Here is a 23,580-nt window from a genome sequence, read left to right on the forward strand (position 1 = left end):
CTCAGGCCCCCACAGGCGCGACGCGCCAGTCGTTTGCGTAGACGTTGATCTTGCCCTCGGCGAAGGTAACGCGGGGCTCGGCCGGGAGGCTCACTCCTTCCGGCATGATCGCGTTCAGCGGCTGGCCCGCGAACTCGGCCCGGACGATGCGGTGGCGGCCCACGTCCTCGACCCGTTTCACGGTCACGGGCAACCCCTCGTCCGAGATCGTCACATAGTCCGGGCGGATGCCGATCTGGGTGCGGCCCGTTGTTGGCCCATAGGCCGCACCCAGGGCGACCTTCACGCCTTGCAGGCGCGCCTCGGATCCCGCGATCTCGGCATCGAACAGGTTCATCCCCGGCGAGCCGATGAAATAGCCGACGAAAGTATGCGCCGGGGTCTCGAACAGCTCTTCCGGCGTGCCCATCTGCACCACCCGGCCGTCATGCATGACGACGACCTTGTCGGCGAAGGTCAGCGCCTCGGTCTGGTCATGGGTGACGTAGATCATCGTGTGGCCGAACTCGCGGTGCAGCGCCTTCAGCTGGGTGCGCAGCTCCCATTTCATGTGCGGGTCGATCACGGTCAGCGGCTCGTCGAAGAGGATCGCGTTCACGTCCTCGCGCACCATGCCGCGACCCAGCGAAATCTTCTGCTTGGCATCTGCCGTCAGGCCGCGGGCCTTGCGGTTCAGCTCGGACTCCATGCCGATCATCCTGGCGACCTGGTCCACCCGGCGGGCGATATAGGCCGCATCCATCCCCCGGTTGCGCAGGGGGAAGGCCAGGTTGTCGCGCACCGTCATCGTGTCGTAGACCACCGGGAACTGGAACACCTGGGCGATGTTGCGTTCTGTCGTCGGCGCGTCGGTCACGTCGCGGTCGCCGAACAGGACCCGGCCCTGGCTGGGCCGCACCAGCCCCGAGATGATGTTCAAGAGCGTGGTCTTGCCGCAGCCCGAGGCACCCAGCAGCGCATAGGCCCCGCCGTCATCCCAGACGTGATCCATCTCCTTCAGCGCATAATCCGCCTCGCTGGTCGGGTTGGCCAGGTAGCTGTGAGCCAGTTTGGAAAGCGTGATCCGGGACATCTCAGGCCGCCATCGCATAGGGGGCGGGCGCGGCAAGGCGGCCCGACTGGTCGAAAAGATAGACGTGCGCGGGATCGACGAAGATCGAGGTCTGTGTCCCCGCCGTCAGCGGATGCACGCCATGGATCAGCCCGACCCAGCGGTCCGGCCCGTGGGTCAGATGGACAAAGGTTTCCGACCCGGTGATCTCGGTCGCGCCGAGGGTGCAGCGGAATTCCACCGCATCGCCGGAGTGGCGGTTCAGCGTGACGTGGTTCGCGCGGAAGCCGGCGGTGTAGGTCCCGTCGGGCAGGTCGCGCGTCGGTCCTTCGGCGGGGGCATGGGCTTCCTCGCCGAAAGTCAGGCGATGTGCCTCTTTCCGGCAGGGGACGAAGTTCATCGGCGGATCGCTGAAGACGCGGGCAGTCGTGGCATCCTGCGGCAGGCGAAAGACCTGCGGCGTCGGGCCGAACTGGGTGACGCGGCCTTCCCAGAGCGTCGCGGTATTGCCGCCAAGGAGAAGCGCCTCTTCCGGTTCGGTGGTGGCATAGACGAAGATCGCGCCCGAGGCTTCGAAGATGCGGGGGATTTCCACGCGCAATTCCTCGCGCAGCTTGTAGTCGAGGTTCGCCAGCGGCTCGTCCAGCAGCACCAGCCCCGCGCCCTTGACCAGAGCCCGCGCAAGGGCGCAGCGCTGCTGCTGGCCGCCCGACAGCTCCAGCGGCTTGCGCGACAGCATCGGGGTCAGGCGCAGCATCTCGGCGGTCTGGCGCACGGCGCGGTCGATCTCGGCGCTGGCCTTGCCCATCAGGCGCAGGGGCGAGGCGATGTTCTCATAGACCGTGAGGCCGGGGTAGTTGATGAACTGCTGGTAGACCATCGCCACCTTGCGGTCCTGCACCCTGACGCCGGTCACGTCCTGACCTTCCCATAGGATGCGCCCCGTGGTGGGCTTGTCGAGCCCCGCCATCAGCCGCATCAGGCTGGTCTTGCCCGACAGGGTGGGGCCAAGCAGCACGTTCATCGTGCCGTTCTGCAAGGTCAGGCTGGTGGGATGGATATGCATCTTCCCCCCGACCGAGCGTGAGACCCCCTGAAGCTCCAGCGTCATTCCGTCCCCCTATTCCGCCGCCGGGCGCGCGGCCCGGGCCGCGTCCGCCATGAAGCGGTCGAGTGTTTCGATCTGGCTGGCCGTCATCCGCAGCCCCAGCTTGGACCGGCGCCAGACCACATCGGCCGCCGAACCGGCAAATTCGTGCGTCATCAGCCAGCGCACCTCGGCCTCGGTCAGGGTGGCGCCGAAGTCCTGGCCCAGCGCCTCGGCTGTGGTGGCATTGCCGAGGATCTGCGCGGCCTCGGTGCCATAGGCGCGGACCAGACGGGCGGCCCAGTAATCGGTGAGGAACGGGTGCCGGGCCTTGAGATCGGCCGTCAGCCGCGCCACCCCGTCATGCGGGAAATCGCCGCCCGGAAGCGCCACGTGCGCCGTCCAGGCGGGTTTCGCCTGCGGGAAGAAGGGTATGAGTTTGGCCAGCGCCGATTCGGCAAGGCGGCGGTAGGTGGTGATCTTGCCGCCAAAGACGTTCAGAAGCGGCGGGCCGTTTTCGTCGAGCGACAGGACATAATCCCGCGTCGCCGCCGTGGCCGACTTGGCCCCGTCGTTATACAGCGGCCGGACGCCGGAATAGGTCCAGACCACATCGTCACGGGTGACGGGTTTCGCGAAATACTGGCTGGCGAAGGCCAGAAGGTAATCGCGTTCCTCATCCGTGCAATGGGCCTCGGTGGGGGCGCCGGTGTGGTCCTTGTCGGTGGTGCCGATCAGGGTGAAGTCCTGCTCGTAAGGAATGGCAAAGATGATCCGCCCGTCAGAGCCCTGGAAGAAATAGCAGCGGTCGTGATCGAAAAGCCGTTTCGTCACGATATGCGACCCGCGCACCAGCCGGACCCCTTCGGACGAATTGATGCGGGCGACGTTGCGGATCACCTCCTCGACCCAGGGGCCGCCCGCGTTGACCAGCGCGCGCGCGCGGTGGTGTCCGGTCCCGTGGGGGCCTTCGGTGGTGACATGCCACAGACCGTCGCGGCGTTCGGCGGATGCGACGCGGGTCCGGGTCAGGATGCGCGCGCCCCGCTGCGCCGCGTCGCGTGCGTTCAGCACGACCAGCCGCGAATCCTCGACCCAGCAGTCGGAATATTCGAAGGCCTTGCGGAACTTCGGCTTCAGCGGCTTGCCCGCGGGATCCCGGGTCAGGTCCAGCGTGCGCGTCGCGGGCAGGATCTTCCGACCGCCCATCGTGTCATACAGGAACAGGCCCAGCCGGATCAGCCAGTCGGGCCGGCGGCCCTTTGCCCAGGGCATCACCCAGGCCAGAAGCCGCGCCGTGGGCGTATCGGTGTCGAACCGCATCTCGGGGCTCAGCGGCAGCACGAAGCGCATGGGCCAGGAGATATGCGGCATGGCGACCAGCAGGGTTTCGCGTTCCTCCAGCGCCTCGCGGACCAGGCGGAACTCGAAATATTCCAGATAGCGCAACCCGCCGTGGAACAGCTTGGTCGAGGCCGAAGAGGTGCCCTGCGCCAGGTCGCCCTGTTCGGCCAGCGTCACCGTCAGTCCACGGCCCACCGCGTCGCGGGCAATGCCGCAACCGTTGATCCCGCCGCCGATGATGAAAAGGTCGCTTGCGACCCCTGCCGTTGCGTCTGTCACCTGGGCTCCTCCCCCGACGCATAGCTGCGCCGATTGTAACGCCGCCGTCAACGAGATTTTTTCGTTTTGGCGCGTTTTCTGGCGAAACGAACATCCGCGCGCAATGACCTTGGGTCATTTCTGCGATTGCACGGAGAATATTCTGCAATCGCAAACAAACGAAAACCGACGCGTCCATGCAGAAAATCGCTGACAGGCCGGTTCGCGCGTGGCAGAAGTCGGAAATCGGCAGGCGAAGGGACCCGATTTGGCGCTGAATTTCCGGCAGACCGAGATCCTGGAACTGGCCCGCGCCGAGGGGCGGGTGATGGTCGAGGACCTGGCGCAGCGGTTCGACGTGACGCTGCAAACGATTCGCCGCGACCTGTCCGACCTTGCCGATGCGGGGCACCTGGACCGGGTTCATGGCGGGGCGATGCTGCGCACCGGCGTGGCCAACATCGGCTATGAGGCGCGGCGCAAGATGAACGAAGGCGCAAAGGCCGCCATCGCCAAGGCCTGCGCGGCCGCGATCCCGGACAATTGCAGCCTGATCCTGAACCTTGGCACCACGACCGAGGCGGTGGCGCGGGAGCTTCTGGGCCACCGCAACATCACCGTCATCACCAACAACATGAATGTCGCCAACACCCTGGTCGCCAACCCGGGCTGCGAGATCGTGGTGGCGGGCGGCGCGCTGCGCCGGACGGACGGCGGCCTGGTCGGAGAGCTGACCACCCAGTTCTTCGAGCAGTTCAAGGTGGATTATGCGGTGATCGGCGCCTCGGCGCTGGACCGGGACGGCGATCTTCTGGACTTCGACCTTGCCGAAGTGCGGGTGTCGAAGGCGATCATCCGGCAGTCGCGCAAGGTGTTCCTGGTGGCCGACCATTCCAAGCTGGACCGTTCCGCCCCGGCCCGGCTGGCCTCGCTGGCCGAGATCACCGCGCTGTTCACCGACCAGCCCCTGCCCGACGAGCTGATGCGCAAGTGCATCGACTGGGGGACCGAGGTTCAGGTCGCGTCATAGGCTTCCGGAAGGTCAGGACAGCCGCGCGATCAGCGGGAAGGCGTGCATGTCGGCAAAGCGGCAGAACTCGATGCCGCCCAGCGCGATTTCGGGCTGAAGGGCGGCAAGCTCGGCGGCGAGAGTTGCGGACAGGTCGGCCATGGCGCGGGCCTCGTCCGGCGTCAGCCAGCGCAGAAGATAGGCCAGCGTGATGTGAAAGCGATACTCGGCAAAATCGGCGCGCCGGATGCCGGTTGCCGCGCGCAAGGCAAGCCGGGCGTCGCGCAGCGCCGTCTCTTCCGCCTCGGTCGCGCCGCCGACCTGCACGGTCGTCCCGGCGAAGATGCCGGTCGGGCGGATGCGGAGGCCGCCGGGCAGGTCCAGCCCGCCCAGGCGCGGCAGGAAGGTCCGGGTGACGGTCTCGACCGGCAGGGCAGGATCGAGCCCCTCGGGCCAGCGCCCGCCGGTCCGGTCGCGGTCGGTCACGCCTTCGAACACGGTCATGTGGTAAGAGGCCGGCGGCAGGTAGGCATAGGCCCCGGCCGGGGCGCCCGCGCGCAGGCGCGCGGCGGTGGCGGTCAGCGCCTCGTGCGCGGGGCCCGGCGGAATGTGACAGAGGAAGGTGTTGCCCGCATAGGGCAGGACCTCGCCCGAGGCGGTGAACTTCTGGCCTACGGCAGAGGGCGCCGGGCCGCCGGTGGCAGCACCCGTGAGATAGGCCAGCATCGCCGCCGCGTTGCAGGCGTCGGTCATGCCATCGCTCTGACCGAAGCCTCGGCCGCCTGCGGCTCGATCCGCCGGCCGGTGTCGGCATCGAACAGGTGCACCGCACCTAGCGGCACGGCGACGCCGATCGGCGAGCCTTCGGCGGGGCGCTGCTTTTCGCTGCTGAGGACCGACAGCGGCAGATCCTCGACCAGCAGGTGATACAGACGCTCGGCCCCCAGTTCCTCGATGAAATCCACTCGCGCGTCGATCTGGCCCATGCCGGGTGCCGTCAGCGACAGGGTTTCGGGGCGCAGGCCCGCCTGGACCAGACGCCCGGCCGCCGCCTGCACCAGAGCGCGCGGCAGGGGCAGCGCAGCGCCCTGATCCAGCACCAGCGCCTGCCGGGCCGCATCGACCCGGCCGGGCAGGAAGCTCATCGCCGGGCTGCCGATGAAGCCCGCGACGTAAAGGCTGGCGGGGCGGTCGTAGATCTCGTCCGGGGTGCCGACCTGTTCGATGGTGCCCTTGTTCATCACCACCAGCCGGTCGGCCAGGGTCATGCCTTCATGCTGGTCATGGGTGACGAAGACCGAGGTCGCCTTGATCTGGGTGTGGATGCGGCGGATCTCGTGGCGCATCTGGACGCGCAGCTTGGCGTCGAGGTTGGAGAGCGGTTCGTCGAAGAGGAACACCTTCGGCTCGCGGATGATCGCGCGGGCCATGGCGACGCGCTGGCGCTGGCCGCCGGACAGTTGCCCCGGCTTGCGGTCGAGGAAATCCGACAGCCCGACCGAAGTCGCCGTGGCGGCCACGCGGGCCTGCCGTTCGGCCCTGGGCACGCCCGCGACCTTCAGCGCGTAGCCGATGTTTTCCGCCACCGTCATGTGCGGGTAAAGCGCATAGTTCTGGAACACCATGGCGCAGCCGCGCTCGCGCGGTTCCAGATCGTTCACCACCTGGCCGGCAATGGCGATCTCGCCCGCCGTGATCTCTTCCAGTCCCGCGATCAGGCGCAGGAGGGTGGACTTGCCGCAGCCCGAGGGGCCGAGGATCACGACGAACTCGCCGTTGCGGATGGTCAGATTGACCCCTTCCATGATCGTGGTCTTGCCATAGGTCTTGGCGACGTTGCGGATGGCGATCTCGGCCATGGGGTGCCCCTATTTGTCGGTGTTGATGAGGCCGCGCACGAACCAGCGCTGCATGAAGATGACCACGGCGATGGGCGGCAGCATGACGACCAGGGTCGCGGCCATCGCCAGGTGCCAGGTGGGCGTGCCGCCGCCCGTGGTCAGCTGGTCGGGCACGAGGTCGGAAAGCTGCACCACCACCACGCCGTAGTTCGCCCGGTCGGTGATGACCAGAAGCGGCCAGAGATACTGGTTCCAGGCATAGACGAACATGATCGTGGCCAGGGCCGCGATGTTGGTCTTGGACAGCGGGATCAGCACGTCCCAGAGGAACCGGAGCGGCCCGGCCCCGTCCATCCGCGCGGCCTCGACCAGTTCGTCGGGGATGGTCAGGAAGAACTGGCGGTAGAGGAAGGTGCCCGTGGCGGTGGCGACCAGCGGCAGGATCAGCCCGGTGTAGGAGTTCAGGAGGTTCCATTGCAGGCTGACCTCCACCCCCGAAAGCCTGTTCAGCAGCCAGGAGATGCCGGTCCAGTCCATGATCGTCTGGAAGGGCGACAGGGCGTTGGCGGCGACGGCGTAGGTGGGGACGATGCGGACCTCCAGCGGCAGCATCAGGGTGATGAAGATCGCCCAGAAGATCAGCATCCGGCCGCGGAAGTTGAAGAACACCAGCGCGAAGGCGGTGATGCAGGCCAGCGTCACCTTGCCGACCACGACGCCCACCGCGACGATGAAGCTGTTGACGAATTTCGGCCCGAAGTCCGACTGCGCCCAGGCTTCCTTCAGGTTGGGCCAGAACTGGTCGCCGGGCCAGAGTTCCACCGGCGCGCTGTTCACCTCTTGCAGGGTCAGGGTCGAGGCGACGATGGCCAGCCAGACCGGCAGCAGGATGATGACCAGGCCGGAGGCCAGGATCAGATGCGTCATCAGGTTCAGGATGGGGGTGCGTTCGATCATGGGGTGCCCTCAGGTGTAGTGCACGCGCCGCTCGATGTAGCGGAACTGGATGAAGGTCAGCGCCATGACGAGGCCCATCAGGATGATGGATTGCGCGGCGGCCCCGGAATAGTCCAAGCCGCGGAAGCCGTCGGAATAGATCTTGTAGACCATCAGGTCCGTGGCCCGGAACGGCCCGCCGCCGGTCAGCGTGTCGACGATGCCGAAACTGTCGGTGAAGCTGTCGGTGATGTTGATGACCAGAAGGAAGAAGAAGGTCGGCGTCAGCAGCGGCAGTTGCAGGTCCAGCATCCGGCGCAGGGGCCGGGCGCCGTCCATCGCGGCGGCCTCGGTCAGGCTGCGGGGGATGGATTGCAGGGCGGCCAGGAAGAAGATGAAGCTGTAGGCCACCTGCTTCCAGGCGCCCGCGATCACGATGGCCGTCACCGCCTGCCAGGGATATTTCGACAGGTCCCACCAGCCGGGCGAGACGGTGTTGATGTAGCTGAAGATCCCCGCCCCGGGGTTGAAGACGAACTGGAAGGCCAGGCCCACGGCGGGGGCGGCCACCGCATAGGGCCAGATGATGCCCACCCGCCAGACCCGGTAGCCCGCAAGCTGCCGGTCCACGAACAGCGCCAGCGTCAGCGCCATGCCCATCGCCAGGACCGTGGTCGCCAGTGCATAGATCACCGAGACCCGGACCGAACCCCAGTAGTACGGATCAGACAGCACCTTGCGGAAATTGTCCCAGCCGACCCAGGTATTGCCGCCGCCCCAGGGCTGTTCCAGAGTGAAGGCCCAGTACAGCGCCTGCGCCGAGGGCCAGTAGAAGAAGGTGAAGATCACCAGAAGCTGGGGGGCCAGCAGCAGGGGCACGATCCAGCTGAACTTGAAGTGGGCGCGGCGCATCGGGACCTCGGGTCGGACAGGAGGGGCGCGGCAGATTGCCGCCGCGCCCGAGCGTTCGGCAGGACTTGCGGATTACGGGAAGGACTTGCCCGCGTAGGTCTGGGCAAAGCGCTTCAGATGGTCGTTGCCACGGGCAACGGCGGTGTCGAGCGCCTCCTTCATCGTCTTCTGCCCGGCCAGGGCGGCCTCGACCTCGGAGGTCCATTCGGAGCGGATCTGGATGAAGCTGCCCAGACGGATACCGCGGGTCAGCGGCGTCGGCTCGGTCCAGGTCAGCGACTTCATCGCGATGTCGCGGTTGATGTAGGGCTCCTTGGCGTAGAAACCTTCGGCCTTGAGCGCCTCGTAGGTCGATTTGGTCACCGGGATGTAGCCCGAGTTTTCCAGCAGGAACTGTTGTTCCGGCTTGGTGGCGAGGAAGGCCAGATAGGCCGCCGCGGCCTTGTATTCATCCTCGGTCTTGCCCGACAACACCCACAGCGAGGCGCCGCCGACGACGGTGTTCTTGCGCTCCACCCCTTCATAGGTCGGGATGATCTGCACGTCCCAGGCGAAGGCCGGGGTCAGCTTGTGGATGGTGTTGTGGTCGGCGATGGACGAGAAGAACACCGCGCATTCGCCTTCGACAAAGCTGTCGCGCGAGGATTTGCCAGCGGCCGGGGTGCGCAGTTGCGCCAGGCCTTCGTCCAGCCAACGCTTGATGTTTTCCATGTGCTTGACGTGCAGGGTGGTGTTGAACAGCAGTTCGCTGTCCAGCCCGTCATAGCCGTTGTTTTTCGAGGCAACCGGCACGCCGTGCGCCATCGAGAACTGTTCCAGGTCGATCCAGGACGAGGGCGCATAGGCGTAGGGGCAATCGACACCCGCGGTCTTCAGCGCCTTGAAGGCCGCTTCCATGCCTTCCCAGGTGATCGGCGCTTCGGTCAGGCCGGCCTTGGCGAAAAGGTCCTTGTTCCAGTAGTAGACCGGGGTCGAGGAGTTCCAGGGCATCGAGAAGAACTCGCCCGACTTCGACGAGTAGTAGTTGGCGATGCCGGGGAAATAGTCGGCCCAGTCGATGGTGACGCCGGTGTCGGCCATCAGCTTGGTGACCGGGTAGAACTCGCCCGACAGCATCAGGTCGGCGGTGCCGGCATCGAAAGATTGCAACAGCGTCGGATGCTTGCCCGCACGGAAAGCGGCGATGGTGTTCTGCACGGCCTTTTCATAGCCGTCCTGACCGACGCAGACGGCCTCGAACTTGTCCTGGGATGCGTTGAAGCGGTTGCAGGTCTCGGCCACCACGGCGCCGAGATCGCCGGTCAGACCGTACCAGTATTCGAATTTCGCACGCTCGGCCGAAGCGGTGCCGGCCGTGGCGGCAAGCGCCAGAAGCGTGGCGGTCGCAAGTTTTTGGGTCATCGTCCCTGTCTCCATTCTGGAAGGTTGGATCGCGGCGCCCTTATGCGGGGATTCGATGACAGATTGACGACAGATCGTCAAAAATCATACGACATATCAATACCTTAAGCGAAATCTTTCCTACCCGCCGGAAGGACCGGCGGACTCAAGATCGCAGGCTTGGCGGCGCCGGGGGGCCTAGTGGAACAGGCCCGGCGCCAGGGTCAGGTGGCGTTCGCCGTGATCCTGGAAATGCACGGTGACGCCTTCGGGATGCAGAAGCACGACCGCCATCTGCGCCGGGCCTTCCAGCTGGCGCTGACGGCCCGGCACGCCCGGCACATGCGGCGTGACGGAATAGTGCGAACCGGCAAGCGTGGTCATCGGCAGGCCCTTCCAGACCGCCGAAGTCGGCAGGTGGACGTGCCCCGCGATCACCTGGCGCACCTCGGGGTGGCGGTTCAGCACCTCGACATAGGCGGCAGCGTTTTCCAGGATGATCGCATCGACCGGCAGGAACAGCGGATTGGCATGGTGGTGCTGCACCACGATCACCGGGCGGTCCTCGGCCTCGTCCAGCCGGGCGGCCAGCCAGTCGAGCCGGCCCTGGCAGAGCCGCCCGCCGACGAGGCCGGGCTCGGTGGTGTCCAGAAGGATGATCCGGTGTCCGGCCGCGTCGAAGGCGGTGGAGACCCGGCCCAAGGGATCGTCAAGCGCCGTCCCGAAGACCGACAGGAAGGCCGCGCGATCGTCGTGATTGCCGAGGGTCAGATAGACCGGCATCGGCAGGTCGGCGATCAGGTCGTGCAGGTGGCGATAGGCCGCCGCCTCGCCCCGGTCGGCCAGATCCCCCGCCAGCAGGACGAAGGCCGCATCGGCATGGTCGCGCAGGATCGCGTCCAGCGCCTCGCGCGTGCGCTGGCCGGTGTCCAGCCCGTTGACCGGCACGCCGGGCGGGCCGAGGTGCAGGTCCGACAGGATGACGAATTTCAGCGGGCTCATTCCGCCAGCCCCATCGCCTTGAGATACTGCGCCGAGGGGACCACCCCGGCCTTGTCGCGCAGTTCGAGGATCAGCCGCGGATTGGCGCCCGCCGCCCGCGCCTGGGCCAGCGCCGCAAAGACGGACGGCCACAGGATCGTGCCATGCCCGATCTGCCAGTGCCGGTCGGCAAAGCCGTCGGCGTCCTGAAGATGGACATGGCCCAGCCGGCCCGCTGCGGCGCGGATGTAGAAATCCACCGGCGGCGCGCCGGTCGAGACATGGGCGTAATGCGCATGCCCGGTGTCCACCGACAGCTCCAGCGCCTGCCAGCCGAGTTCCGCGCACAGCATGGCGCGGTCCGAGGGTTCCACGTCCTCGATGTTCTCCAGCACGAAGGTCACGCCCATGTCGCTGGCCCGGCTCAGCGCGGCGCCCAGCGTGTCGCGGGTGGCCTCCAGCAGCCGGGCGGTGTCGGTGGGATAGAGGCCGCGGTGGTTGTAACCCCAGGTGGTGAAGGGCGAGTGGATCACGACATGCGTGCCCTTCACCGCCGCGCAGACATCCAGCGCCTGGTCCATGCGGCGGGCCACGATCCGGCGCACCTCGGGGTCGTAGGAGGCGATGGTGAAACCCCAGAACGGCCCGTGAATCCCCCGGCGGCCCTGATGGCCGTCAAGCAGCCGGTTCACCTCGTCCGCGAGGCCCGACCAGTCGCCGTCCAGCACCGGCGCATCGACGAAGTGCTGCAATTCCAGGTCGCGGGGGGCTTCCAGCAGCCAGTCGCGGTGGGCGGCAAGGCTGTCGCGGCAGAGCGCGGCACCAAGGATCGGTCGTGTGGTCATTTCGGGGCATCCTGCGTCAGTGACGCGGGGATGCTGGCGCGGCGTTATGACAGGGATGTGCGAATTCGGTTAAAGATTCGCAACAGGAGCCGTCCCTGCGGCGCCGGCGTCGTTCGGCTTCGGCAAAGGCTGTCGCGCAGGCCTGGCCTTGCCTGCCGGCCCTTGCGCCGGACCGGCGCGATCAGAACAGGGCGCCGACGGCCCGCAGCAGCGCCTGATCCATCGTGAAAGGGGAAGAGATTGGTGGAGCAGAGGGGGATCGAACCCCTGACCTTATCATTGCGAACGATACGCTCTCCCAACTGAGCTACTGCCCCATCCGCGACGCCGTATTCATCCGAAATCCGCAGGGGAGTCAAGCGGCGTCAGCGGGCGGCGTCAGCGGGCGGCGTCAGCGGGCGGCGTCAGCGGGCGTGCTGGCGGACGAAGGCGACGATGTCGTCCGCGGGGCGCGCTCCGGCCAGACGGGCGATCTCGCGGCCGCCCCGGTAGAGGATCAGCGCGGGGATGCCCCGGATCCCGGCGCGGGCCGAGATCTGCGGATGATCCTCGGTGTTCAGCTTCATCAGCCGGGCCTCGGTCGCCAGGGTCTGGGCGGCCTTGGCGAACTCCGGCGCCATCATCCGGCAGGGCCCGCACCAGGGCGCCCAGTAGTCGATCAGGACAGGCAGGCTGTCGCCGCGCGTCACCTTGTCATGGGTGGCGGCGTCAAGTTCGGCGACCTTGCCATCCAGAAGAACGCTGCCGCAGACCCCGCATTTCGGGGCGTCGGACAGCCGGGACGCGGGGACGCGGTTGGTCTGGCCGCAGGCGGCGCAGGTCAGTTTCAGGGCATCGGCAACGGGCATCTGGCTCCTCACATATCGTTTGCTTTGAAGATGTGAAGTCGTAGCCGTTTTCGCAAGGGTGTCAGAGAAAATCCTCTTCCTCGCCCGCCACGTCGATCCCCAGCGCGTCCAGACCGGCCTCGAGGTTCTCGGCCAGATGCGGCATCCCCATCAGGTAATCGGCCGTGGGCGTGGTCGCCTCGGCCAGGGCGGTGGCGACGGCCTCATCGAAATCCTCGGGCTCGAAGGCACCGCGACCGACCCAGGCGACAGCGGTCAGCTGCGCCTTCTCGTCGTCGTTCAGGGCGTCGATGAAGGCATGCAGTTCCGCCGAACCGACATCGGCTTCCCGCGCCAGATAGATCACATGCACGACTTTCCGGGGGCTGATTTCCAGCATGGCGGGCCTTCCTTCCTGCACGCATCGTCGCCCATGCCGCGCACCGGCGCAAGCCTTCCGTCAGCCCAAGAGCCAGACCGCCAGCCCGTGCACCAGCGCCCCGGCCAGCGTCGCCCCCACCACCGAGCGCCGGGCGGCATGGACCCCCAGCACCGCCAGCGTCCCCGCGATCACCGGCAGCAGAGCGCGAAGGTCCGGGGTCAGCGCGGGCAGGATCGCCGCGACGAACAGCGTGGCGATGGCGGCGGGGCCGGTGGCAGACAGGAACCGCTCCAGCCAGCCGCCCGGGGCCATCCGGTCGCTGCGGGTGATGACCGGCAGGGCCCGGAAGACCCAGTTCGCGGCCCCGGCCAGCAGGGCGACGGTCAGAAGGTCCCCGTTCATCGCCGCGCCATCCCGGCCAGCGCCCCGGCCAGCATCCCCAGCAGGATGCCGCTCGTCGCGCCGAGCGTCAGCGTCCCCGCCACCGTCCCCAGACCCGCCACCGCGATCACCGGCAGCTGGCGGCGGCTCAGGATCGACAGCAGAAGCGCCAGAAACAGCGCGGGCAGCATGAAGCCAAGCCCGGCGCTGACGGCAGGCCAGGCCTCCAGCGCGCCGCCCCCCGCCAGCGCCCCGGCGACGGTGCCCAGAACCCAGGCCGCATAGGCGCCGAGGCCCAGGCCGAACATGTAGCTTTCCGAAAACCGCTGCCCGCGCGCCAGCGACCCCAGCGCCTGGCCAAAGACTTCGTCCGTCAGGCCCCAGGCCCAGGCCCAGGCGTGGCGGGTGCTGGCCTGGTCCCCCGCCTCGCGCATCAGGGCCGGGCCGTAAAGGACATGCCGCAGGTTCATCGCGATCAGCGTGAAGGCCGAGATCAGGACCGGCGCGCCCGAGGAGAGAAGCGCCAGCGCCAGGAACTGCGAGGCCCCGGCGTAGATGATCATCGACAGGGCGAAGGCCTCGGTCGCGCTGAAGCCTGCGCGGGTGGCGGCGACGCCGAAGGAAAAGGCGATGGGCAGATAGCCCATGACGATCGGCAGGCTGGCGGCCAGTCCGTTCAGGAATGAGGGCTTGGGCGCGGTCATCACCCGGCAGGGCTAGCCCGGGGGAAAGGACCTGGTCAATGCCCTGCTTTCGCTGCGGAAAGCCCGTCTTGCACCAGTGGCGCCCGACTGCCAATCTGCCCGGTATGTCGCCGGTCTGCCGACCATCCCGGCGCCCCGGGACCGCCCCATGCACCTTGCCCCCTCTGCCCTTCTGGCCGTCGCGTTCCTGCTGTCTCCGGCGCTGGCCGAGGTCCGGGAAATTCCCGGCTCGGCGTTCGAGGCGGGCAACTGGATCGGCGGCGCCTACACCGATGCCGCGGGCCGCTTTGCCTACTGCTACGCCACGGTCAGTTACCTGGACGGCCAGACGCTGTGGCTGGGGCTTTTTCCCGACGACACCCTGTCGATCCTGATGTCGCGGCCCGGCGTGACCTTCAAGCCCGGCCAGACCTTCGAGCTTTGGGTGATGATGGAGACCGGCCTGCCCGCCATCGGCAGCGGCGAGGCCTGGGACGACAGCCATGCCGGCATCACCTATACCGGGATCGCGGCGACGGTCGCTTTCCTGAACAGCGGCCGCTACCTGCGGATCCTGGGCATGGGGATCGACGACGGTTTCGACGTGGACGGCATCGGCCCGGCACTGGCGCAGGCGCAGGACTGCCTTGCCCGGCACGGCGGTGCAGGGGGCAAGGTGCCTGATCCTCACCCTCGCATGACGGGTCTGCCCGGTCTGCCCGACCCGGGCGGGCCGCGCACCAGCGGCATCGGCGCGCAGCCTTCCGGTGCCCTGGGTGCACCTGCACCGAAACCGCAGCCCTGATCCGGCGCTTGGCCTGCCCCAAGGGCCAGATTTCTCGGGCAAGAAATCTGTCAGGATCCTTGCTTGATGATTTCGGCTCCTACTCCGCCGCTTCGGCATAGGCCTCGACCGGCGGGCAGGTGCAGACAAGGTTCCGGTCGCCATAGACATTGTCCACCCGGCCGACCGGAGGCCAGTATTTGTCCACCCGGAACGAGCCCGGCGGGAAGCAGCCCGTCTCGCGGCTGTATTTCCGGTCCCAGTCGCCCACAAGCGCCGCCACCGTGTGCGGGGCGTGGCGCAGAGGGCTGTCCTCGGCCGCGATCTCGCCCCGTTCCACCGCCCGGATCTCCTCGCGGATCGACAGCAGCGCGGTGATGAAGCGGTCGATCTCGGCCTTGGTCTCGGATTCCGTCGGCTCCACCATCAGCGTCCCCGCCACCGGCCAGGACATGGTGGGCGCGTGGAACCCGTTGTCGATCAGGCGCTTGGCGATGTCGTCCACCGTGACGCCATGGTCGGCGAAGGGCCGGGTGTCCAGGATGCACTCATGCGCCACGCGCCCCTTGTTGCCCATGAACAGGATCGGATAGTGCCCCGAAAGCCGCGCCGCGATGTAGTTGGCGTTCAGGATCGCCACCCGCGTCGCCTGCGTGAGGCCAGGGCCCCCCATCATCAGGCAATAGGCCCAGGAGATGAGAAGGATCGACGCCGACCCGTAAGGCGCCGCCGAAACCGTCCCCTGATCGGTGCTTTTCAGCCCGCCGCCTTCGGGGTTGTCCGTCTCGGGGTGCCCCGGCAGATAGGGGGCCAGATGCGCCTTGACCCCGATCGGCCCCATGCCGGGACCGCCGCCGCCATGCGGGATGGCAAAGGTCTTGTGCAGGTTCAGGTGGCTGACGTCGCCGCCGATCTCGCCCGGCTTCACGAGGCCCACCAGCGCGTTCATGTTCGCCCCGTCGATATAGACCTGCCCGCCGTGGTCGTGCGTGATCCGGCAGATCTCGCGCACGGTCTCCTCGAAGACGCCATGCGTCGAGGGATAGGTGATCATGCAGGCCGCAAGCCTGTCGCCCGCCGCCTCGGCCTTCGCCCGGAAGTCCTCGACATCCACATCGCCGTTGGCCGAGGCCTTCACCACCACGACCTCCATCCCCGCCATCTGCGCCGAGGCCGGGTTGGTGCCATGCGCCGAGGTCGGGATCAGGCAGATCTTGCGCTGATGGTCCCCGCGCGCGCGGTGGTAGGCAAGGATGGTCAGGAGCCCCGCATATTCCCCCTGCGCGCCGCTGTTGGGCTGCATCGACATCGCGTCATAGCCGGTGATCTCGCACAGCTTGGCCGACAGGTCGCTGATCGCCTCCATGTAGCCCGCCGCCTGGTCGCGCGGGGCAAAGGGATGCAGGCTGCCGAACTCCGGCCAGGTGATCGGCATCATCTCTGCCGCCGCGTTCAGCTTCATCGTGCAGGACCCCAGCGGGATCATCGCCCGGTCCAGCGCCAGGTCGCGGTCCGACAGGCGGCGCATGTAGCGCATCATCTCGGATTCCGCCCGGTTCATGTGAAAGACCGGGTGCGTCAGGTAGTCGGTCGTCCGCAGCATCTCTTCGGGGAAGCCCAGCGTCGCGCGGTGCGGCGGAACGCCCTCGATGCCGAAGGCCCGCAGGACCTTGATGAGCACACGCTCGTCCGTGGTCTCGTCCAGGCTGATGCCCACGCGGTTGTTGCCGATCTTGCGGAAGTTCAGGCCCTCGTTCCGCGCCGCAGCCAGGATGCCGGCCTGACCCACGCCGACCTCGACCGTGATCGTGTCGAAGAAGGCGCGTGGCGCGACCACCGCGCCCGCCGCCTTCAAGGCGCGCGCAAGGCGCTGGGTCAGGAAATGCACCCGTTCGGCGATCGCGCGCAGGCCCTTTGGGCCATGGAAGACGGCATACATCGAGGCCATGACGGCCAGCAGCGCCTGCGCCGTGCAGACGTTACTGGTGGCCTTCTCACGCCGGATATGCTGCTCGCGGGTCTGCAAGGACAGCCGATAGGCCTTGTTTCCCTGCGCGTCGATGCTGACCCCCACGATCCGCCCCGGCATCTGCCGCTTGTAGGCATCCCTCACCGCCATGAAGGCCGCATGCGGGCCGCCAAAGCCCATCGGCACCCCGAAGCGCTGCGCCGAACCCACCGCGATATCCGCCCCCATCGCGCCGGGTTCCTTCAACAGGCACAGCGCCAGGAGGTCCGTCGCCATGATCGCGATGGCCCCGGCGGCATGCAGGGAGGCAATCCGCTGGGTGAAGTCGATCACATGGCCGTAGCTGGACGGATACTGGAAGATCGCGCCGAACACCTGCGACGGGTCCAGCTTGCGCACGTCATCCTCGATGATCTCGATGCCCAGAGGCAGCGCGCGGGTCTTGATGACGGCAATGGTCTGGGGATGGCAGAACCGGTCCACGAAGAAGGCCCGCGCCTTCGATTTCGCCACGCGCTCGGCCATGGTCATCGCTTCGGCCGCCGCCGTCGCCTCGTCCAGAAGGCTTGCGTTCGCCACGTCCAGCCCCGTCAGGTCGCAGACCATGGTCTGGAAGTTCAGCAGAGCCTCCAGCCTGCCTTGCGCGATCTCGGGCTGATAGGGCGTGTAGGCCGTGTACCAGGCCGGGTTCTCCAGGATGTTGCGCTGGATCGCCGGAGGCGTCACCGTGCCGTAATAGCCCTGCCCGATGAGGCTGGTCATCACCCGGTTCTTCGCGCCCACCTCCTTCATCTTCGCCAAGAGCTCATGCTCGGCCAGGGGCGCCCAGCTCAGCGGCTGCGACTGGCGGATCGACGGCGGTACGGTCTGGTCGATCAGCTCGTCCAAGGTCCGCGCACCGACGGCGGCCAGCATCTCCTCCATCTCCACCGGAGAGGGGCCGATGTGGCGGCGGTTGGCGAAGTCGTAGGGGTTGTAGTCGGTGGGCGTGAAGGTCATGGCACTGGCCTCTGGAATGGGGCGGACAAATTCCTTCGAAGGAATTTGCAAAACTTTTCGAAAAGTTTTGCCCGGCGCGGAACCGGGCGCGAGGGATCAGCCGATCAGCTCCTGATATTCGTCCTCGTCCATGAAATCGTCGAGCACGCTCAGGTCATCGACGCGCATCTTGAAGAACCAGGCGGCCCCGGTCGGGTCCTCGTTCACCAGGCCGGGATTGTCCACCAGCTTGGTGTTCACCGCGACGATCTCGCCGTCGACGGGCGCCAGGATGTCCGAGGCCGCCTTCACGCTTTCGATCACGCAGACCTCGTCGCCCTCGGTCACCATGGTCTCGGTCTCGGGCAGTTCCACGAAGACCACATCGCCCAACTGGGTCGCGGCGTGTTCGGTGATGCCGACGACCACGAGGTCCCCCTCGACGCGCAGCCATTCGTGTTCCTTGGTGTATTTCATGATCGTCCTCAGCGCTTGTAGGTTGTCGGTTGGAAGGGCATCGCGGTCACTGTAACGGGCAGACGCTTGCCGCGCACCTCTCCCATCAGTTGCGTGCCGATGCTAGCATGGGCGCGGGCAACGTAACCCATGGAAATCGGTGCGTTGACCGAAGGCCCGAACCCGCCCGAGGTCACCTGTCCGACCGGCGTCCCGTCCGGGGCGAAAAGCTCCACCCCCTCGCGCATCGGCGCTCGACCCTCGGGGCGCAGGCCGACGCGCAGCCGCTCCGGCCCCTCGGCCAGTTCGCGCAGGATCCGCGCGGCACCGGGAAAGCCGCCCGCGCGCGCGCCACCCGCCCGGCGGGCCTTCTGGATCGCCCAGGCGAGGTTCGCCTCGACCGGGCTGGTGGTGGTGTCGATGTCATGGCCGTAAAGGCACAGCCCCGCCTCAAGCCGCAGGCTGTCGCGCGCGCCCAGCCCGATCGGCGCCACGCCGGGCTGCGCCAGCAGACGCCGCGCAAAGCCCTCCGCCTCTGCCTCGGGGACCGAGACCTCGAACCCGTCCTCGCCGGTATAGCCCGACCGGCTGACCCAGATGTCGCCGATCACCCGGTGATCCATGAACCGCAGCGCGGCGACCCCCGGCACCAGGGCCTCCAGCGCCGCCTCGGCCCCCGGCCCCTGAAGCGCCAGCAGCGCACGGTCGGTCACGGGTTCGACAGCTGCCCCCGGCATCCCTGCCACCATATGCGCGATGTCCGCCGCCTTGCAGGCCGCGTTCACCACCACATACAGATGATCGCCCCGGTTGGCGAACATCAGGTCATCCAGGATCCCGCCCGCATCGTTGGTGAACAGACCATAGCGCTGCCGCCCCTCGGCCAGACCCAGCACATCCACCGGCATCAGCGCCTCGAAGGCAAGCTTCAGGTCCTCCATCGACCCCTTCGGCCGCAGGATCACCTGCCCCATGTGGCTGACGTCGAACAGCCCCGCCGCCGCGCGGGTGTGCAGATGTTCCTTCAGCACGCCATCGGCGTATTGCACCGGCATCCGGTAGCCCGCGAAGGGCACCATCCTGCCGCCCAGCTCTTCATGCAGGGGCTCCAGCCCCAGGCGCAGAATTTCCGGCTCCTCCAGATCGGCCATCGCCGCCTCCATCCCTGGCCGGAAAACGCACCGGCACCGTCAGGCGGGCCAATCCCCGCCTCTCGATGCCCCCTCTGTCCCTGCACGTCGCGTGCGCCTGAGATCGTTATCCCTTCGGCGTCCCGGGACGGCCCGGGCACTCTCCAGAGTCTGTCGTCAGCAACGGTCCTTGCGCCTGAGAGTTTACCGGGGCGGTTGCTCCTTCGGCACCATTGGGCCCGTGCGGGCCCGCCGGATTCTCCCGAAACTGACATCCTTTGACTAGCGCAAAGCCTGCCGGACGGGCAAGTGAAAACCGGGATACGATGGTATGCCGTCAGCGGGCGCCGCCCGTGGGGCTCGGGATCCCGGCAGAGCCCGGGTCTCGTGGCCTTCCGCGTCAGGCGCGGCACGGGACTGGCTGCCGACACCTCCGGCCCGGGGCCGAGCCGCAGCCGCCCGTCGCGCCGCGGTTCGGGCCGCGGTTCGGGCCGGCCGGCCGGCCTTCGTCCGGCGGACGGGCTGCGGACCGGCGCAGGGCGTCAGGACAGGATCGCCCGGGTGCAGGCTGTCCACCCACCCTGGCCCGGACGGATCCGCCCGATTTCGAGGCAGGCCATGGTCCCGGAGAGGGCGCCTTTCCGGCCTTGGAAGGGCGCATGCCCCGGTCCCCGGTCGGCCTGGTTCAGGTGGTCTGCATCCACAACCGGCCGCAGGCCCAAAGGCCCGGGATGTCCCGGCCCTCTCTGACGGGAACTGTCGTTGCCCGAGCCCCCGTGGATGAGGTCATCACCCGCCGAGCCCGGAAAGCTGCCCCTCACCCTCCCGCCGATCCGCGCAGCAGGGTGCCTGCGGCGCAACAGGCTGTCGGCCCCGGCCAGAGCGCAGATGAGACCGTTGCCATCGGCACGTCCGGCATCGGCGCCGCTGCCGGCCACCCCTGGCGGGGCATGGCTGTAGTCGGCAAGGCTTGCCCTGCGATCCCTCCGGAACCTTCCCGGCAGAACACGGCGGATCGGTACCCGCCGCGAACGGCTTCGGCCTTGCTGCCCGGGTCAGGCCCGCCGTCCGCCGGGGCTGGCGATCGGTTCGGCCTCGGGCACAGGCGGGACCGCGCGCGACGCAGCGGGAAGCGCCGGTGCCCGGATCGCCACCAGGGCCAGCCAGGCTGCAAGAAGACCGAAGATGACGCCGCCGATGGCCTGCCCGACCAGCACCCCCTGCGCGCCCCAGTACTGGCCCAGCCAGAGCGCCAGCGGAATCGTCCCCAGCGTATGCCGCCCCCAGTTCACCACCGTTGACCAGAAGGGCCGGCCAAGGTTGTTGCAGACGGCATTGCCGACGAAGATCATCCCGTTGAAGAACCACAGCAGCGCCAGCGGTCCGCAGAAGAGATAGACCAGATCCCGCGTCAGCCCTTCGGCCCGGAAGGCATCGGCAATCGGGGCCCTCAGGACGAAAAGCAGGGCCGAGACGACCAGAATCACCAGCGCCGTGAAGATCAGCCCGTCCCGGAACGCCCGCCGCACCCGGTCCATGCGCCCGGCACCGAAGTTCTGCCCGATGATCGGTCCGATGGCACCGGACAGCGCGAAGATCACGCCGAAGGCAACCGGAGTCAGCCGCCCGGCGATCGCCATGCCCGCCACCGCCGCCTCGCCATAGGCGCTCGTCGCCCGCGTGACGAAGGCCTGGCCGATGGGCGTTGCCACCTGGGTCAGGATGGCCGGCACGGCAATCGCCCAGACCGGCCCCATGTCCGCCACCACCTGCGCCGGCGTCGGCCGGTCGAACCCGCCGTATTTCGCCGTGATCGGCCGCAGCGCCATGACCGCGATCACCACCCGCGCGGCTACGCTGCCCAGAGCGGCCCCGGTCAGTTCCCAGCCCAGACCGAAGATCAGGATCGGATCCAGCACCGCCGTCGCCAGCGCGCCCCAGACCGTGGCCATCATCGCCGCCCGCGCATCGCCATGGCTGCGCAGGATCGCCCCGCCGATCATGCCGATCATCAGCAGCGGCAGCGAGGGCACCACGATCGCCAGGAAATGCACCGCCAGGTCCGCCGTCCGCCCCGTCGCCCCCAGCAGCCCGACCAGCGGCCCCAGCGCCAGCCAGACCGCGGCGGCAAAGACCGCGCCGAAGAGAAGGCCCAGGATCAGCCCCGTCGTCGCCCGTGCCCGCGCCTGCGCCGGATCGCGCGCGCCCAGCGCCCGCGCCACCAGCGCGCCCACGGCAATCGACATGCCGATCCCGAAACTGGTGGTGAAGAACAGGATCGCCCCGGCAAAGCCGATCGCCGCCGCAAGCTCGGCCTGACCCAGAAGCGCGATGTAGACCATGTTGATCAGATCGACGACAAAGACCGCCATCAGCCCGACCGACGAGGTTAGCGCCATCACCGAAACATGCCGGAAGAGGCTTCCCTCGACAAACTTCGCCTGCGCGCCCGATCCGGCCATGTTTCTCTCCTGACCCGACCGGGAAGCCCAGGTCCAGCCCTTCATCTGTCCACAAATATCCCGCGGGGGTCCGGGGGCGCGAAGCCCCCGGGGCCACCCCAGGGACTCAGACGCCCGGCACCTTGCGCAGAAGCGGCATCACATCCGCCATCTCCGGGCCCGCATCCCGCCCGGTCAGCGCCCGGCGGAGGGGGCGGAACAGGTCCCTGCCCTTGCGCCCCGTCGCCTCCTTCACAGCGGCCGTCCACTCGCCCCAGGTCGCTTGGGTCCATGGCTTCGGCGGCAGCATCGCCATGGCCTGCCGGACAAAGTCGCGGTCCGCCTCATCCACCACCGGCTCCGCCCCGTCGCGGAACAGCGTCCACCACTCGCGCAGATCGTCCAGGATCGTGATGTTGCCCTTTACCACATTCCAGAAGGCTTCGGCCTCGGCCTCCGGCACGCCCAGCGCCAGCACCCGGTCCCGCACCGCCGCGAAGGGCAGCGACTGGACATGATGGCGGGTCAGCGGGAACAGGTCCTCGGCGTCGAATTTCGTGGGGGCGGTGCCGAAGGAGCCGACATCGAACCCGGCAATCAGGTCCTCCATGGACGCAGCCAGTTCCACCGGCTTAGACGACCCCAGCCGCGCCATCAGGGACAACAGCGCCATCGGCTCCACCCCCCGCGCCCGCAGGTCGCGCAGCGACAGGACGCCCAGACGCTTGGACAGTTCCTCGCCCTGAGGGCCGGTCAGAAGGCTGTGGTGCGCGAAGGTCGGGGGCGTGCCCCCCAGGGCCTGCATGATCTGGATCTGCGTCGCGGTGTTCGTCACATGGTCCGCGCCGCGCACGATATGGGTGACCCCCATGTCCACGTCATCCACCGACGAGGCGAAGGTATACAGCACCTGCCCGTCCGCCCGGATCAGCACCGGGTCGCTGACCGAGGCCGCGTCGATCGAGACCCTGCCGATGATCCGGTCGTCCCATTCGATCCGTTCCTGATCCAGCTTGAAGCGCCAGTAGCCCTGCCGCCCCTCGGCACGATAGGCGGCCTTCTGCGCCTCGGTCAGCGCCAGCGCCGCGCGGTCATAGACCGGCGGTTTCCCCATGTTCAGCTGCTTCTTCCGCTTCAGGTCCAGCTCGACCGGGGTCTCGAAACATTCGTAGAACCGCCCCGCTGCCTTCAGCTGCTCGGCCGCTTCGGCATAGCGCGCCAGGCGTTTCGACTGCTGCTCGACCCGGTCCCAGGTCAGACCCAGCCAGGTCAGATCCTCCATCAGCCCGTCGATGTATTCCTGCTTCGAGCGTTCCTGGTCGGTATCGTCCAGCCGCAGGATGAAGGTTCCGCCGTTCTGCCGCGCGATCAGCCAGTTCATCAGCGCGGTGCGGAGGTTGCCCACATGGATCCAGCCGGTGGGCGAGGGGGCAAAGCGGGTGGTGACGGTCATCTGCGGCTCCTTGAACCGCCCTTCCCTGTCACAAGCCCCCGGATTTGTCCAGTTTGCGGACCGATCACCCGATCCGGATCATCCTCTGTCGGACCGGAACGGCCTGGTCACGCGCTGTCGTCCGGCCACGAATGCGCCCATGCGCAAGGGTCGGCGCCTTCGCGCCGTCCTGCCGATCGTGGCGGGCCACCCCGGCCTTGCGGCGGCTGTCAGAGCCGTCATCGCCGACCGTCTCGGCCCATGGCCCGCCCAGAGCGGGTGGATCTGCCCTTGTCGGCCCGGATCCTCCAGCCCCGCCAGGATCGGCGCGCGCAGGACGCCCTCGTCCACCGAATGGAGCCGCCGGAGGAAAGGACAGGCCTTGGTCATCCGGTGCGGACCAAGCCGGTCAGGGATCGGGCCGAAGTCTCGGCCGCCCGGCATCGGACAGATCGACATTCCGGTCCGCCGCG

At 67.8% G+C, this 23,580-nt stretch carries 21 protein-coding genes, 1 tRNA gene and 1 riboswitch; of the genes, 2 read left to right on the forward strand and 20 right to left on the reverse strand.

The features are described from left to right. Position 1: 1 nt before the first annotated feature. Genes G8O29_RS14080 through glpD form a run of 3 tightly spaced genes read right to left on the reverse strand, consistent with a single transcriptional unit; the run spans position 2 to position 3,761 of the window. The gene (locus tag G8O29_RS14080; protein WP_166403867.1) at positions 2-1,072 is read right to left on the reverse strand and encodes an ABC transporter ATP-binding protein; all 1,071 of its coding nucleotides are present in this window, start codon (positions 1,070-1,072) and stop codon (positions 2-4) included. A 1-nt stretch (position 1,073) separates the two neighbouring features. Beyond that, complete coding sequence (locus tag G8O29_RS14085; protein ID WP_166403868.1) at positions 1,074-2,162, reverse strand: ABC transporter ATP-binding protein; 1,089 nt, start codon at positions 2,160-2,162, stop codon at positions 1,074-1,076. Between the two features lie 9 nt (positions 2,163-2,171). Then, a complete protein-coding gene (gene glpD, locus G8O29_RS14090; RefSeq protein ID WP_166403869.1) occupies positions 2,172-3,761 on the reverse strand; it encodes a glycerol-3-phosphate dehydrogenase in 1,590 nt (529 codons plus the stop codon). 247 nt (positions 3,762-4,008) lie between these two features. On the opposite strand from glpD, the gene G8O29_RS14095 reads away from it, so the two are divergent. Continuing rightward, positions 4,009-4,770: a DeoR/GlpR family DNA-binding transcription regulator gene (locus tag G8O29_RS14095; RefSeq protein WP_166403870.1), complete on the forward strand. Its 762-nt coding sequence runs from the start codon at positions 4,009-4,011 to the stop codon at positions 4,768-4,770. 12 nt (positions 4,771-4,782) lie between these two features. Here G8O29_RS14095 and G8O29_RS14100 read toward each other — a convergent pair whose 3' ends face one another. From G8O29_RS14100 to G8O29_RS14155, 12 genes are all read right to left on the reverse strand, one after another. Then, positions 4,783-5,502: a DUF1868 domain-containing protein gene (locus G8O29_RS14100; protein ID WP_166403871.1), complete on the reverse strand. Its 720-nt coding sequence runs from the start codon at positions 5,500-5,502 to the stop codon at positions 4,783-4,785. Beyond that, positions 5,499-6,608, reverse strand: coding sequence for an ABC transporter ATP-binding protein (locus tag G8O29_RS14105; RefSeq protein WP_166403872.1), 1,110 nt, complete (start codon positions 6,606-6,608; stop codon positions 5,499-5,501). Before G8O29_RS14105 ends, G8O29_RS14100 begins: the two co-directional genes overlap by 4 nt. 9 nt (positions 6,609-6,617) lie before the next feature. Further along, positions 6,618-7,547, reverse strand: a complete 930-nt coding sequence (locus G8O29_RS14110; RefSeq protein ID WP_166403873.1) for an ABC transporter permease subunit — start codon at positions 7,545-7,547, stop codon at positions 6,618-6,620. 9 nt (positions 7,548-7,556) lie between these two features. Continuing rightward, positions 7,557-8,438 (reverse strand): ABC transporter permease subunit, encoded by an 882-nt coding sequence (locus G8O29_RS14115; protein ID WP_166403874.1) that lies wholly within the window; start codon positions 8,436-8,438, stop codon positions 7,557-7,559. 72 nt (positions 8,439-8,510) lie between these two features. Further along, on the reverse strand, positions 8,511-9,839 hold the full coding sequence (locus tag G8O29_RS14120; RefSeq protein WP_166403875.1) for an extracellular solute-binding protein: 1,329 nt from the start codon (positions 9,837-9,839) through the stop codon (positions 8,511-8,513). A gap of 177 nt (positions 9,840-10,016) precedes the next feature. Next, a complete protein-coding gene (locus G8O29_RS14125) occupies positions 10,017-10,820 on the reverse strand; it encodes a metallophosphoesterase (protein WP_166403876.1) in 804 nt (267 codons plus the stop codon). Continuing rightward, a complete protein-coding gene (locus G8O29_RS14130; RefSeq protein ID WP_166403877.1) occupies positions 10,817-11,644 on the reverse strand; it encodes a sugar phosphate isomerase/epimerase family protein in 828 nt (275 codons plus the stop codon). Before G8O29_RS14130 ends, G8O29_RS14125 begins: the two co-directional genes overlap by 4 nt. 241 nt (positions 11,645-11,885) lie before the next feature. Next, positions 11,886-11,961 (reverse strand) — tRNA-Ala (locus tag G8O29_RS14135). Between the two features lie 87 nt (positions 11,962-12,048). Next, positions 12,049-12,492 (reverse strand): thioredoxin TrxC, encoded by a 444-nt coding sequence (gene trxC, locus G8O29_RS14140; RefSeq protein ID WP_166403878.1) that lies wholly within the window; start codon positions 12,490-12,492, stop codon positions 12,049-12,051. Between the two features lie 61 nt (positions 12,493-12,553). After that, positions 12,554-12,871, reverse strand: coding sequence for a DUF3775 domain-containing protein (locus tag G8O29_RS14145; RefSeq protein WP_166403879.1), 318 nt, complete (start codon positions 12,869-12,871; stop codon positions 12,554-12,556). A gap of 60 nt (positions 12,872-12,931) precedes the next feature. Further along, complete coding sequence (locus G8O29_RS14150) at positions 12,932-13,255, reverse strand: AzlD domain-containing protein (RefSeq protein ID WP_166403880.1); 324 nt, start codon at positions 13,253-13,255, stop codon at positions 12,932-12,934. Next, positions 13,252-13,938 (reverse strand): AzlC family ABC transporter permease, encoded by a 687-nt coding sequence (locus G8O29_RS14155; RefSeq protein ID WP_166403881.1) that lies wholly within the window; start codon positions 13,936-13,938, stop codon positions 13,252-13,254. The genes G8O29_RS14150 and G8O29_RS14155 overlap by 4 nt, the downstream gene beginning before the upstream one ends. 148 nt (positions 13,939-14,086) lie before the next feature. Here G8O29_RS14155 and G8O29_RS14160 point away from each other — a divergent pair, with 148 nt between their 5' ends. After that, entirely contained in the window at positions 14,087-14,722 is a 636-nt protein-coding gene (locus G8O29_RS14160) for a hypothetical protein (protein ID WP_166403882.1), read from the forward strand. Positions 14,723-14,801: 79 nt separating this feature from the next. Here G8O29_RS14160 and gcvP read toward each other — a convergent pair whose 3' ends face one another. From gcvP to gltX, 5 genes are all read right to left on the reverse strand, one after another. Beyond that, positions 14,802-17,669 (reverse strand): aminomethyl-transferring glycine dehydrogenase, encoded by a 2,868-nt coding sequence (gcvP, locus tag G8O29_RS14165; protein WP_166403883.1) that lies wholly within the window; start codon positions 17,667-17,669, stop codon positions 14,802-14,804. A gap of 96 nt (positions 17,670-17,765) precedes the next feature. Continuing rightward, positions 17,766-18,125 carry a glycine cleavage system protein GcvH gene (gcvH, locus tag G8O29_RS14170; RefSeq protein WP_128515594.1) on the reverse strand — a complete coding sequence of 120 codons (360 nt, stop codon included), beginning with the start codon at positions 18,123-18,125 and terminating at the stop codon, positions 17,766-17,768. A gap of 8 nt (positions 18,126-18,133) precedes the next feature. After that, complete coding sequence (gcvT, locus tag G8O29_RS14175) at positions 18,134-19,255, reverse strand: glycine cleavage system aminomethyltransferase GcvT (protein WP_166403884.1); 1,122 nt, start codon at positions 19,253-19,255, stop codon at positions 18,134-18,136. A gap of 153 nt (positions 19,256-19,408) precedes the next feature. Beyond that, positions 19,409-19,509, reverse strand: a riboswitch (glycine riboswitch). Between the two features lie 780 nt (positions 19,510-20,289). Continuing rightward, complete coding sequence (locus tag G8O29_RS14180) at positions 20,290-21,696, reverse strand: MATE family efflux transporter (protein ID WP_166403885.1); 1,407 nt, start codon at positions 21,694-21,696, stop codon at positions 20,290-20,292. A 106-nt stretch (positions 21,697-21,802) separates the two neighbouring features. Continuing rightward, entirely contained in the window at positions 21,803-23,128 is a 1,326-nt protein-coding gene (gltX, locus tag G8O29_RS14185) for a glutamate--tRNA ligase (RefSeq protein ID WP_166403886.1), read from the reverse strand. Positions 23,129-23,580 lie beyond the last annotated feature (452 nt).

The organism is Rhodobacter calidifons (assembly GCF_011174775.1).
In the GTDB taxonomy this organism is placed as follows: Bacteria; Pseudomonadota; Alphaproteobacteria; order Rhodobacterales; family Rhodobacteraceae; genus Tabrizicola; species Tabrizicola calidifons.

What these genes read in the sequence shown, in the direction of transcription:
- G8O29_RS14080 (WP_166403867.1), bottom strand. Translation starts at nt 1,072, where the DNA reads ATGTCCCGGATCACGCTTTCCAAACTGGCTCACAGCTACCTGGCCAAC.
- G8O29_RS14085 (WP_166403868.1), bottom strand. Translation starts at nt 2,162, where the DNA reads ATGACGCTGGAGCTTCAGGGGGTCTCACGCTCGGTCGGGGGGAAGATG.
- G8O29_RS14100 (WP_166403871.1), bottom strand. Translation starts at nt 5,502, where the DNA reads ATGACCGACGCCTGCAACGCGGCGGCGATGCTGGCCTATCTCACGGGT.
- G8O29_RS14105 (WP_166403872.1), bottom strand. Translation starts at nt 6,608, where the DNA reads ATGGCCGAGATCGCCATCCGCAACGTCGCCAAGACCTATGGCAAGACC.
- G8O29_RS14110 (WP_166403873.1), bottom strand. Translation starts at nt 7,547, where the DNA reads ATGATCGAACGCACCCCCATCCTGAACCTGATGACGCATCTGATCCTG.
- G8O29_RS14115 (WP_166403874.1), bottom strand. Translation starts at nt 8,438, where the DNA reads ATGCGCCGCGCCCACTTCAAGTTCAGCTGGATCGTGCCCCTGCTGCTG.
- G8O29_RS14120 (WP_166403875.1), bottom strand. Translation starts at nt 9,839, where the DNA reads ATGACCCAAAAACTTGCGACCGCCACGCTTCTGGCGCTTGCCGCCACG.
- G8O29_RS14125 (WP_166403876.1), bottom strand. Translation starts at nt 10,820, where the DNA reads ATGAGCCCGCTGAAATTCGTCATCCTGTCGGACCTGCACCTCGGCCCG.
- G8O29_RS14130 (WP_166403877.1), bottom strand. Translation starts at nt 11,644, where the DNA reads ATGACCACACGACCGATCCTTGGTGCCGCGCTCTGCCGCGACAGCCTT.
- trxC (WP_166403878.1), bottom strand. Translation starts at nt 12,492, where the DNA reads ATGCCCGTTGCCGATGCCCTGAAACTGACCTGCGCCGCCTGCGGCCAG.
- G8O29_RS14145 (WP_166403879.1), bottom strand. Translation starts at nt 12,871, where the DNA reads ATGCTGGAAATCAGCCCCCGGAAAGTCGTGCATGTGATCTATCTGGCG.
- G8O29_RS14150 (WP_166403880.1), bottom strand. Translation starts at nt 13,255, where the DNA reads ATGAACGGGGACCTTCTGACCGTCGCCCTGCTGGCCGGGGCCGCGAAC.
- G8O29_RS14155 (WP_166403881.1), bottom strand. Translation starts at nt 13,938, where the DNA reads ATGACCGCGCCCAAGCCCTCATTCCTGAACGGACTGGCCGCCAGCCTG.
- G8O29_RS14160 (WP_166403882.1), top strand. Translation starts at nt 14,087, where the DNA reads ATGCACCTTGCCCCCTCTGCCCTTCTGGCCGTCGCGTTCCTGCTGTCT.
- gcvP (WP_166403883.1), bottom strand. Translation starts at nt 17,669, where the DNA reads ATGACCTTCACGCCCACCGACTACAACCCCTACGACTTCGCCAACCGC.
- gcvH (WP_128515594.1), bottom strand. Translation starts at nt 18,125, where the DNA reads ATGAAATACACCAAGGAACACGAATGGCTGCGCGTCGAGGGGGACCTC.
- gcvT (WP_166403884.1), bottom strand. Translation starts at nt 19,255, where the DNA reads ATGGCCGATCTGGAGGAGCCGGAAATTCTGCGCCTGGGGCTGGAGCCC.
- G8O29_RS14180 (WP_166403885.1), bottom strand. Translation starts at nt 21,696, where the DNA reads ATGGCCGGATCGGGCGCGCAGGCGAAGTTTGTCGAGGGAAGCCTCTTC.
- gltX (WP_166403886.1), bottom strand. Translation starts at nt 23,128, where the DNA reads ATGACCGTCACCACCCGCTTTGCCCCCTCGCCCACCGGCTGGATCCAT.